This is a genomic window from Rhizocola hellebori (assembly GCF_016862955.1).
GTDB lineage: Bacteria > Actinomycetota > Actinomycetes > Mycobacteriales > Micromonosporaceae > Rhizocola > Rhizocola hellebori.
The window spans coordinates 1-11,008 of sequence record NZ_BONY01000063.1; the positions used below are offsets into that span (position 1 = coordinate 1).

At 65.5% G+C, this 11,008-nt stretch carries 11 protein-coding genes; 4 read left to right on the forward strand and 7 right to left on the reverse strand.

What is annotated here, in order from left to right:
• Positions 1-224 precede the first annotated feature (224 nt).
• From Rhe02_RS35905 to Rhe02_RS35915, 3 genes are read right to left on the reverse strand one after another with little or no spacing between them, the layout of a single operon-like run.
• Entirely contained in the window at positions 225-1,175 is a 951-nt protein-coding gene (locus tag Rhe02_RS35905) for an NAD(P)/FAD-dependent oxidoreductase (protein ID WP_203912913.1), read from the reverse strand.
• Positions 1,176-1,203: 28 nt separating this feature from the next.
• A complete protein-coding gene (locus Rhe02_RS35910; RefSeq protein WP_203912914.1) occupies positions 1,204-1,989 on the reverse strand; it encodes a S1 family peptidase in 786 nt (261 codons plus the stop codon).
• A 26-nt stretch (positions 1,990-2,015) separates the two neighbouring features.
• Positions 2,016-2,501 (reverse strand): DUF4188 domain-containing protein, encoded by a 486-nt coding sequence (locus Rhe02_RS35915; protein ID WP_203912915.1) that lies wholly within the window; start codon positions 2,499-2,501, stop codon positions 2,016-2,018.
• 53 nt (positions 2,502-2,554) lie between these two features.
• Between Rhe02_RS35915 and Rhe02_RS35920 the strand changes: the two genes are divergently transcribed.
• Complete coding sequence (locus tag Rhe02_RS35920) at positions 2,555-3,178, forward strand: MerR family transcriptional regulator (protein WP_203912916.1); 624 nt, start codon at positions 2,555-2,557, stop codon at positions 3,176-3,178.
• Here Rhe02_RS35920 and Rhe02_RS35925 read toward each other — a convergent pair.
• The 3 genes from Rhe02_RS35925 to Rhe02_RS35935 form a co-directional block, all read right to left on the reverse strand.
• Positions 3,175-3,768, reverse strand: coding sequence for an aggregation-promoting factor C-terminal-like domain-containing protein (locus tag Rhe02_RS35925; RefSeq protein ID WP_373320763.1), 594 nt, complete (start codon positions 3,766-3,768; stop codon positions 3,175-3,177). The two genes, Rhe02_RS35920 and Rhe02_RS35925, sit on opposite strands and share 4 nt — an antisense overlap.
• A gap of 194 nt (positions 3,769-3,962) precedes the next feature.
• Entirely contained in the window at positions 3,963-5,255 is a 1,293-nt protein-coding gene (gene phoH2 / locus Rhe02_RS35930) for an RNA 5'-3' helicase PhoH2 (protein WP_203912917.1), read from the reverse strand.
• Between the two features lie 36 nt (positions 5,256-5,291).
• Positions 5,292-6,242, reverse strand: coding sequence for a GlxA family transcriptional regulator (locus tag Rhe02_RS35935; protein ID WP_203912918.1), 951 nt, complete (start codon positions 6,240-6,242; stop codon positions 5,292-5,294).
• A gap of 71 nt (positions 6,243-6,313) precedes the next feature.
• Here Rhe02_RS35935 and Rhe02_RS35940 point away from each other — a divergent pair, with 71 nt between their 5' ends.
• From Rhe02_RS35940 to Rhe02_RS35950, 3 genes are read left to right on the forward strand one after another with little or no spacing between them, the layout of a single operon-like run.
• On the forward strand, positions 6,314-7,570 hold the full coding sequence (locus tag Rhe02_RS35940; RefSeq protein ID WP_203912919.1) for an MFS transporter: 1,257 nt from the start codon (positions 6,314-6,316) through the stop codon (positions 7,568-7,570).
• A 29-nt stretch (positions 7,571-7,599) separates the two neighbouring features.
• Positions 7,600-8,055 carry an RrF2 family transcriptional regulator gene (locus Rhe02_RS35945; RefSeq protein ID WP_203912920.1) on the forward strand — a complete coding sequence of 152 codons (456 nt, stop codon included), beginning with the start codon at positions 7,600-7,602 and terminating at the stop codon, positions 8,053-8,055.
• A 10-nt stretch (positions 8,056-8,065) separates the two neighbouring features.
• Positions 8,066-8,836: an isoprenyl transferase gene (locus Rhe02_RS35950; protein ID WP_203912921.1), complete on the forward strand. Its 771-nt coding sequence runs from the start codon at positions 8,066-8,068 to the stop codon at positions 8,834-8,836.
• A 113-nt stretch (positions 8,837-8,949) separates the two neighbouring features.
• Here Rhe02_RS35950 and Rhe02_RS35955 read toward each other — a convergent pair whose 3' ends face one another.
• Positions 8,950-10,785 carry a phosphoenolpyruvate carboxykinase (GTP) gene (locus tag Rhe02_RS35955; protein ID WP_203912922.1) on the reverse strand — a complete coding sequence of 612 codons (1,836 nt, stop codon included), beginning with the start codon at positions 10,783-10,785 and terminating at the stop codon, positions 8,950-8,952.
• Between the last annotated feature and the right edge of the window lie 223 nt (positions 10,786-11,008).

An 11,008-nucleotide genomic window follows, 5' to 3' on the forward strand; every position in this document is an offset into this window, starting at 1 on the left:
GCACAAACTCACGGCCCACAACCATCAGCGACCGATGCAAGGAAATGCCGCGCAAATTCATGGCTCGCAAACCACACGACCAGCGCGACGAGATGTGCAAATTTGCGGCGCGTGAAACCAGCGACGACTCAGAGAATCGGTGCAGGCAAAAGGAAAGGGGCGCGGGGAGGGGGCTAAGGGGCCGCGGCGACGCTGGCGCGGCCGGCAGTGGGGGCTGGGAGGGGTCAGCCGGAGGAGTGGCCGGGGAAGAGGTGGGCGGCGGGATCGATGGCGATGGCTGCGTTGTTTACGGCGGTGGCTGCTTCGCCGAAGCCGGTGGCGATGAGGCGCACCTTGCCGGGATATTCGACGATGTCTCCGGCTGCGAAGATGCGCGGCTGGTTGGTGAGCATGGTCGAGTCGACGAGGATGTGCCTCTTGTCGAGGGTCAGGCCCCATTCGGCCAGGGGGCCTAGGTCGGCGGTGAATCCGAGGGCGGCGACGATGACGTCCGCGGGGATGGTTTCGTTGCCGTTCAGCTCAACCGACTCGACACCGGGATCGCCAGTGATCTTGGTGACCTGTGAGTTGATCGCGATGCGGACGGGTAGTGCCTTCACCTTGTCGACGGTGGCGGCGTGGGCTCGGAACTTGTCCCGCCGGTGGACGAGGGTGATGCTGGCCGCGATGTCAGCGAGGGCCAGCGCCCAGTCGAAGGCGGAGTCGCCGCCGCCGACGATGACCACGTGCTTGCCGGCCAGCTCACCGGGTTGGGGCACGAAGAACACGATGCCCTCACCCGAATGCCCGTCCGCGGCCGGCAGTGGCCGCGGCGTGAAGGAACCGAGGCCGCCGGTGATGATGACCGAGCCGCAGGTGAGTTCCGTGCCGTCGGCCAAGCCCAGCACCGGCAGGCCCTCCGCGTAGGTCAGCGTCTTCGCCTGGACACCCAGGCGATATTGCGGGTTGAACGGTGCGGCCTGCTCCACCAGATTGGCGATCAGGTCACGCCCCAGCACCTGCGGAAACCCGCCCACGTCGAAGATCTGCTTCTCCGGATACATGGCCGTCACCTGGCCCCCGGCTTCCGGCAGCGTATCGATCACCGTTGTGGACAGGCCCCGGAAACCCGCGTAATAGGCGGCGAACAGACCCGTCGGTCCCGCCCCGATAATCGCGATATCGACGTCGCTCATGGCCGCAAACCTAGCTGGCGCAGCCCATCTACTCAATCGTGGATCGCTCGATAACCTTGGCGATATCAGGCAAGAAGCGCGATATCTGGGTGTAGATCCCAGGAAATTCCGCACGTCCGCAGCCCACACCCCAGCTGACTATGCCAACTTGCACCCAGCCGTTTTCGTGCCGGCGAAGCAGCGGACCGCCAGAGTCGCCCTGGCAGCTGTCCTTTCCGCCGCGGGCGGTGTCGCCGGCGCAGATCATGTCCGAGGCGACGATCCCGTAGCCCTCCTGGCCGAGGAGCTCGGCGCAGCGGCTGTCGGGGACGAACGGCACCTCGACCTTGCGCAGATTGCGCTGCTGCTTTTGGGAGCCCTCGCTGGTCGAGCCCCAACCGACCGCGACGAACGTCCCGTTGTCGAGGTCGGCGTTGCTCGGCAGCGTGACCACGGGCAGATCCAGCGCCTCGGCCAGCTTCACCACCGCCCAATCGTTGCCGTCCACCACCGAGTTGAAGCCGGGCGCCCGGCGGACCTCGCGGCTGCGCACATCGAAGGCGCTCTGCGAGTAGAGGTCACTGGAACCGGCGGTCACGATGACCGAGGAGGTGCGGCCGGACTTGCGCACGCAGTGGGCCGCGGTCAGCACGTACTGGGCGCGGATCAGGGTGCCCGCACAGCCGTTGGAAAGCCTTACCACCCAAGGGAACTCGCCGCGGGCGGCCCGGCTGCCGCCGATAACTTCGACCCGGGGATCGTCCGGCCGGGCGTGGGCGTGAGCTACGCCCGGCATCGAGAACAACAGGATCAACACCATCGCCATAGTCCTCATGTGAGGATGCTATCTCCCCGATTGTCCTATTTGACGGTAGCGACTCCGCGACGCTGGGCTGCAGAATCGCCCTTTCGCGCCACGGGCACGTGTTCTGCCGCCTTGGCCAGGCCCACTCGCGGCATGTTGCCATAGACGGTCTCGTATTTTCCGGCCGGTACCTGATAGGTCTCGTGCCAGATCCCCACGTCACCGTTGCCGCCGATGGCCCGGTTGAACGACTTCCACGCGGGGTTGTGCGGCATGGACGCGTCACGGGCGAACGCCTCGAGCTGTTCGGCGCTGCGCCAGTACTGCACGAGCAGCGGGCCGGTCGCGGTGATCGCGAAGGTGGCGCCCAGGAAGCCGGTCTCCGGCCTGCGGTAGAGCACCTTGAGCATGCGCGGCATGGCGGTGAAGACGGCCCACCATTTGTGCACCTTCCACGGCTTGTTGAAGCGCATGCCGATCAGGAACACCACGAAGTCGCCCTCGATATCTGCGGTCATCCTGCCGTTGAATACCCTGGCCATCACGGGCCACCTTTCCTCAGATACTGGATAGTGCTACTATCCATCGTATGAGAATGGCGGAGTTAAGTCAACGCAGCGGGGTCTCCATTGCGACGATCAAGTTCTATCTGCGTGAAGGGCTCCTGCCGCCGGGCACCGCCACCGGGCGCAACCAGGCCGACTATCCCGATGAGCACCTGCGCCGGCTGCGCCTGATCCGGGCGCTCATCGACGTCGGCGGGCTGACGGTCGCGGCCGCCAAGAACGTCCTGCAAGCCATCGACGATCCGGCCATCTACGGGCACGACCTGCTCGGCGTAGCCCATCACGCGATCGCGAAACAGTCGCGCTGGGATCGATCATCCCCGCAATGGATTGCGGCCAGGCGCGAAGTCGCCGAGCGAATCACCCAACTCGGCTGGCAAGTCCACTCAGAAGCGGCCGCGCTCGACCAGCTCGCCGATGCGGTGGCGGCAATGCGCGAGCTAGGCCAGGAGGACCTATTGTCGCTTTTGGACGTTTACGCCCCGGCCATGGAAAAGCTTGCGCAGAAAGAAGTTGAGGCGGTCGTGGCGCGAGGCGAGCGGGCCGCCATGGTGGAGGGCGTCGTCACCGGAACAGTTCTGGGCGAGGCAATCCTGACAGCGTTACGCCGCCTCGCCCAGGAACACGCTTCGGCAGGGCAGCAAGGGCCCTAGTACCAACCCTTGCTCTGGAAGGTGGCCCACGCGTTGCACGGGGTGCCGTAGCGGCTCTTGATGTAAGACAGCCCCCACTTCACCTGTGTCGCCGGGTTGGTCTTCCAGTCGTCACCGTAGGCGGCCATCTTGCTGCCGGGCAACGCCTGCGGGATGCCATAGGCGCCGGAACCTCCGTTCGAGGAGGTGTGGTTCCAGCCGGATTCCTTGGTCCACAACGGTTCCAGGCAGTTTGCCATATCGCTGAGGGTGAAGCCCGCTTCCAAAAGCAACGCGCATCCGATGGCGCGGTTGCCGCTGTACTCGTTACAGCTGGCGGGAATCTTCACGGTGACACCCGGACGGGACTTGCGGCTGGTCGTGCTGGCGGCCTTCTTGCGCGCCTCTTCGGCAGCAGCCGCCGCCGCGATAGCCGCTTCTTGCTCGGCTTTCACCTTGCGTTCCAGGACATTGTGCTGACTCCAGCCGTTGACGCTGGCCTCGGTCAGCTCCTGCTCGGCGAAGAGCGCCTCAGCGCTGGCCGCCTCTTGGTCAGCCTTGTTGTCCGCCAGGTAGAGCCCTCCGCTGACTCCGGTGAGGAGAGTGAGCATCGCTGCGGAGCGGATGCCAGCCTTCTTTAGCCGGGTCAGCTGAAGGCTCTGTCGATGTCGGGGCACGGGGGTGTTCCCTTCTCGTCAAAACAAGACAAGGAAACACCCTCGCGCACTTGTTGTCTGTTACGACTCACCCGCCCATACAAATGTGACTTGTATCACGCCGCATATCACCCTTTAGTGGGGTGAAATCACCCCTCCAGGAGGTCTGTTACCACTTCTGCGATGACCGAACGCTCTGACCGAGTGAGAGTCACATGCGCGAAGAGTGGGTGTCCTTTTAGTGTTTCGATGACGGCTGTTACTCCGTCATAGCGTCCTACGCGCAGATTGTCGCGCTGTGCGACGTCGTGGGTGAGAACAACCCTTGACCCTGAGCCAATTCGCGAGAGCACGGTCAACAACACGTTGCGCTCCAAAGACTGCGCTTCGTCAACGATCACGAACGCATCGTGAAGACTGCGGCCCCGAATGTGCGTCAGCGGAAGCACCTCAAGCAGTCCTCGAGAGAGCACCTCATCGCGGACGTTATCGTGCACCACGGCTCCGAGCGTGTCGAAGACGGCCTGCGCCCAGGGTGACATCTTTTCGGATTCCGAACCCGGCAGATAGCCGAGCTCCTGGCCGCCCACCGCGTAAAGCGGCCGGAACACGATGACTTTCTTGTGCTTGTTGCGTTCCATGACCTGTTCCAGGCCGGCGCATAGGGCCAACGCGCTTTTCCCGGTACCGGCCCGGCCTCCCAGCGAAACGATGCCCACCGAGTCATCCAGCAACAGGTCGAGCGCGATGCGTTGCTCCGCCGAGCGCCCGCGAATGCCGAAAGCCTCGCGATCGCCGCGCACCAGACTTACCGTCTTGTCCGCCTGTACCCGGCCCAGCGCCGATCCGCGCCCGGCGTGCAGGATCAGTCCAGTGTGGACAGGCAACTCGCTCGCCTCGTCCAAACCTATTGGCTCTCCAGCGTAAAGCGCGCTCATGTCCTCGTCGGTGATGTCCACTTCGGCCAGACCGGACCAGGTGGGGTCGGTCGCCTGACCGTGCCGGAACTCGTCTGCGGCAAGGCCTACCGCCGCCGCTTTGACACGCAAGGGCATGTCCTTGCTCACCAGCGTGACGTCCAGCCCTTCCGCACTCAGTCCAATCGCGACAGACAAAATCCGCGTGTCATTCGAATCGTTGCGGAAGCCTGGCGGAAGCAACTGCTGGTCGGCGTGATTCAGCTCGACGCGGATCGTGCCGCCCTCGTCGTTGACCGGCAGCGGCACGTCGAGCCTGCCGTGCTTGATCCGCAGATCATCAAGCTGACGCAGGGACTGTCGCGCGAACCAGCCAAGCTCGGGATGGTGCCGCTTACCCTCCAACTCGGAGATGACCACCAGCGGGAGCACCACGTCATGCTCCGCGAAGCGGCGCATGGCAGCGGGGTCGGCTAGCAGAACGGAAGTGTCTAGAACATAGGTGCGTCTCGGGACATCAACCATGACTCACGCTAACGGCCAGGCTGACCAAACACCAGGCTAACGCGCACTTCTAAAGGTTCTTCGATACGCCGTGGGGCCGACGCCGACGGTCGCGTGAAGACGCTGGCGCATCGCGGTGGCCGTGCCGAAGCCGGACTGGGTGGCGACCCGGTCGACCGGAAGGTCGGTCTGCTCGAGCAGGTGGCGTGCCCGTTCCACGCGCTGGTTGAGCAGCCACTGGCCGGGGCTGAGGCCCATTTCCTCGCGGAATCGCCGGGTGAACGTTCTTACGCTCATCCGGGCATGCTCCGCCATAGCGGACAAATCGAGTGGTTCGTGAAGCCTGTCCTGGACCCACGCCCTGGTGGGCGCGGTTGTGGTATCTGCTGGATCCGGTACCGGCCGCTCGATGAACTGCGCTTGACCGCCGTCCCGCCACGCCGGTGCGACACATCTGCGGGCCGCGTAGTTGGCCACCTCGGTGCCGTGGTCCTTGCGCACCACGTGCAGGCACAGGTCGATCCCGGCGGTCACCCCGGCCGAGGTGAGCACGTCGCCGTCATCGACGAACAGCACCTCCGGGTTGAGGTGCACCCGGGGATAGAGCCGCCGGAAGCGCTCGGCGTGCCGCCAGTGCGTGGTCGCCGGCCTGTTGTCCAGCAGACCAGCCGCGGCCAGCACGAACGCTCCCGTGCAGATCGAGATGAGGCGCGCTCTTCCGGAGGCTTCCAGCAGTGCTTCGCGTACCGGCTCGGCCAGGCCACCCGTGGTGATCGGCGGCCCGCCGTGGATCCCCGGGATGACCACGGTGTCGGCCTGCGCTATGGCCGAAAGGTCATGCGGCGCAACGATGTGACACATCCCGAACTCGGCGGTCACCCCCTCCGCGGTGGGCGTGCAGATCTGCAGCTCATAGCGCCCGTCGGTGCTGCCGAAGACCTGCGTCACGGTGCCCATGTCCATGGGGACGACGTGATCAAGGGCGAGGATGGCGACCCGATGTTTCATGGCCCGATTCTTTCACATAGTGGCCCTCCGGCCACTGGCACGCTGGATAGCGCTCACAGCAAGCTTGATCCGTGCGTAAACGCGTTCATTTCGCTTGGGTGGTTGTCGGCGTCGCTTTCATCACCCTGCTCGGCGCCGCCGGGTACCGCTCCTCGCCGTCAGTGCTGATGGTGCCGATCCAGGACGAATTCGGCGGGCCGCGGGCCGCCGTTTCCGCCGCGATCTCGGTCAACCTGCTGCTTTTCGGGCTGGTGGCGCCGTTTGCGGCGTCGCTGATCGAGCGTTTCGGCCTGCGCCGGGTGGCATCGGTCGGACTGCTCCTGATCGGGCTCGGCGCGGGCCTGCCCGTGTTCATCACCGCCACCTGGCAGCTCGTTTTCCTTTGGGGGGTACTGGTGGGCGCCGGCGCGGGATCCATTTCCCTCGTCTTCACGGCGAGCCTCGCCAACCGCTGGTTCGTCAAGCACCGCGGGCTGGTCACCGGCCTGCTCACCGCGGCCACCGCCACCGGCCAGCTCATCTTCTTGCCCGTGCTTGCGGCGCTTGCCGAGGAGCGGGGATGGCGCACGGCTTCGCTTGTGGTGGGGACAAGCACCCTGCTCGTGGTGCCCCTGGTCCTGCTCTTCCTGCGGGATCGCCCGTCCGACAAGGGTTTGCTGCCCTATGGCGCTGACGCTTCGTACACGGAGAACCGCGAGAAACCGGGCAACGCCATCGCCACGCTGCGCATGGCTTCCCGCTCCCGGACGTTCTGGCTTCTCGTGGCGGGCTTCGCGATCTGCGGCGCCACCACCAACGGGCTCATCGGCACCCATTTCCTGCCCGCCGCCCACGACCACGGCATGGCCCCCACCACGGCAGCCAGCCTCCTTGCCCTGATTGGGGTCTTCGACATCATCGGGACCGTGGGCTCGGGCTGGCTGACCGACCGGGTCGACTCGCGCATCCTGCTCGGCGTCTACTACGGGCTGCGCGGGCTTTCCCTGCTCTCCCTGCCACTCCTGCTGACCGGGGAGGTCAAGCCCAGCCTGCTCATATTCGTGATCTTCTACGGGCTCGACTGGATAGCGACCGTTCCGCCCACCGTCGCGCTGTGCCGCGAGAACTTTGGGGCGTCCGGAACCATCGTGTTCGGCTGGGTCTTCGCCTCCCACCAGATCGGCGCGGCCATCGCGGCGCTCGCCGCCGGTGCGGCTCGGGACGCGTTCGGCGACTACATCACCACTTGGATCTTCACCGGAGCCCTCGCGATCGTGGCAGCCGGACTCTCCGTAGCCATTCGCGCACTGCCCTCCGGTGTCCAGGATCCCGTCCCAGCCCATGCGTGAACTGTCGGCTGAGGCGTCATGATGGACAGGTGCAGATCTCGGCAAGGGGTGATTACGCGGTCCGGGCGACCCTGGAGCTCGCCGCCGCATACCCGGCAACAGTTTCGGCCCAGGCCCTCGCCGACGCGCAGGCATTGCCGCGCAAATTCTTGGAAGCGGTGCTCGCTGATCTTCGGCGCTCCGGTGTGGTCCACGCCGTCCGGGGCGCCGAAGGCGGGTACGTGCTGACCCAAGCCCCGACCGAGGTGACCATCGGATCGGTGCTGCGGGCCGTCGATGGTCCACTGGCCGGGGTTCGGGGTCATCGCCCCGAGCAGACCAGCTATGCGGGAACAGCCACCCACCTGCCCGAGCTGTGGGTGGCGGTCCGCGCCGCGGTGCGCAACGTCCTCGATGAGGTTTGCCTCGCCGAGGTGGTCACCGGGGACCTGCCCGCCCGAATCAAGGAACTGACCGCGGGACCAGACGCCTGGCAGCCGCGTTAGGCTGCCCCTGATGAAAATCCGCGACCTTGTCTACTCACTCTACGGACGGCGACTGGCCGCCAGCCTCGCCGGCAAGGCGCGACCCAGACACGTGGGCGTCATAGTCGACGGTAACCGGCGCTGGGCCCGCGAGATGGGCTACGTCGACCCCAACGACGGCCACCGGGTCGGCGCGGAGCGGATCAAGGAGCTGCTCCGCTGGTGCGACGAAGCGGGCATCGAGCACGTGACGCTCTGGCTGCTGTCCACCGACAACCTGTCGCGGCCGCCGTCCGAGCTCGATCCCCTGCTCCAGATCATCGAAGATCTCGCGACCGAGCTGGCCGAGGAGGGCAACCCCTGGCAGCTTCGGATGATGGGCGCCCTCGACGTCCTCCCGGCCGCCCACTCCGCCGCCCTCAAGGCAGCCGAGGAACACACCGTCGGCCGGCGCGGCGGGGCCCAGGTGAACCTGGCCATCGGGTACGGGGGGCGCAAAGAGATCGCCGACGCCGTGCGCTCGCTGCTGCAGGAACACGCCCGCGCCGGGTCCACGCTGGAAGAGCTGGCCGAATCCCTTGACGTAGAACACATCGCCGGGCACCTCTACACCAAAGACCAGCCCGATCCCGATCTCATCATCCGCACCAGCGGCGAGCAGCGGCTCTCCGGCTTCCTGCTCTGGCAGTCGGCCCACTCCGAGTTCTACTTCTACGACGGCAACTGGCCCGAGTTCCGCCGGGTCGACTTCCTCCGCGCCCTACGCGCCTACGCCGGCCGCCAACGCCGCTTCGGCTCCTAAGCAGACACAGCCTCACGTTGTTTGATCGGAGCGGTGCTGTTTGGCGTCGTCCTGCCGAGTGGCGCTAACGCAAGAGGCCCGCCGATGGCGGGCCTCCGCAAGAACCTAGTTGATTAGTCGTTGACGCCCAGGCGGGCTTTGAGGGCGTCCAGTTCGGCCCAGAGGACTCCGGGGAGTTTGTCGCCGAATTTGGTGAACCACTCCGTGATCTGGGGCAGCTCGGCACGCCATTCTTCCTCGGAAACCTCAAGCGCTGCTTCGATATCCGCCATCGGAACGTCCAAACCGGACAGGTCCAGATCGGACGGTGACGGGACGAAGCCGACCGGGGTTTCGATCGCGCCGCCGGTGCCTTCGAGCCGTTCTACCACCCACTTGAGAACGCGGGAGTTCTCACCGAAGCCGGGCCACAGGAACTTGCCACCCTCGCCGCGGCGGAACCAGTTGACATAAAAGATCTGCGGAAGCTTGTCGGCGTTGCCGTCGACGCCCTTGCCCATGGCGATCCAGTGCCGGAAGTAGTCGCCGGCGTGGTACCCGATAAATGGCAGCATCGCCATCGGATCTCGCCGCACGACACCGACCTGCCCGACCGCGGCGGCGGTGGTTTCGCTGGAAAGCGTGGCGCCCTGGAACACCCCGTGCACCCAGTCACGGGCCTGGCTCACCAGCGGGATGGTCGTCTTGCGGCGGCCGCCGAAGAGGATCGCCGAGATCGGGACACCGCGCGGGTCATCGTATTCGGGGGCGAGGATGGGGCATTGCGTGATCGGGGTGCAGAAGCGCGAATTCGGGTGGCTGGAAAGCTCTTCCGAGCCAGATGTCCAATCGCGACCCTTCCAGTCGGTCAGGTGCTCGGGCGGGGAACCCATGCCCTCCCACCAGATGTCGCCGTCGTCGGTCAGTGCCACGTTGGTGAAGACCGAGTTGCCGGAAGCCAAGGTGCGCATGGCATTCGGGTTGGTCTTCCAGTCGGTGCCGGGCGCCACTCCGAACAGACCGTATTCCGGGTTCACCGCGTAAAGACGGCCGTCCTCACCGAACCTCATCCAGGCGATGTCGTCGCCGAGGGTCTCCACCTTCCAGCCGGGGATGGTCGGCTCGAGCATGGCGAGGTTGGTCTTGCCGCACGCCGACGGGAAAGCACCAGCGATGTAGTGCACCTTGCCCTCGGGCGAGGTGAGTTTGAGGATCAGCATGTGCTCGGCGAGCCAGCCTTCGTCGCGGCCCATCGCGCTGGCGATGCGAAGTGAATAGCACTTCTTGCCCAGCAACGAGTTTCCGCCGTAGCCGGAGCCGAAGGACCAGATTTCGCGGGTCTCGGGGAAGTGGGAGATGTACTTGGTCTGGTTGCACGGCCAGGCGACGTCGGCCTGCCCGGCCTCGATCGGCGCGCCCACGGAGTGCAACGCGGGCACGAACTCGGCCTCGGTGCCCATCGCCTCAAGCACCTTGGTACCCATTCGGGTCATGATGCGCATGCTGGCCACGACGTAGGGGCTGTCGGTCAGCTCCACTCCGAACATCGGATTCTGCGCCGTGAGCGGGCCCATGCAGAACGGGATCACGTACATGGTGCGCCCACGCATGCTGCCCCGGTAGAGCTCGGTCATGAGCTGCTTCATCTCGGCCGGGGCCATCCAGTTGTTGGTCGGCCCGGCGTCGGCCTCGTCGACGGAGCAGATGTAGGTGCGCTCTTCGACCCGGGCGACATCGGACGGATCGGTGCGCGCCCAGAACGAGTTGGGCCGCTTCGTCGGATCAAGCTGGACGAGGGCACCGGCGTCTACAAGCGCACTGGTCAGCTGCTCCCACTCGGCCTGGGATCCGTCGCACCACACCACTTGCTGAGGCGTGGTGAGTTCGGCTACCTGCCGCACCCACGCGAGGAGCTTCGGATGCTTGGTCGGGGCCTGTTCCAGCCCTGGGATGACTGCCGGCGCGGTCATGAAATCGTCTCCTAATGGGTCTGCACTGACCTTTTGTTCAGGGTAAGGTCCCACGCCCCGAGCACGTCCACGCTAGCTTGTGAATAAGTGCACAAGCTTTTCCCGAAGCGCGTTCTGATGCACGAATCTGCGTCCAAACGAGCAACTTCCCGCAAATTCTTCGGTTCTTGTGATCGAGGTCCTAGGCCTTCTCCGAAACGGACATTTCCTCTAGGGTCATCAA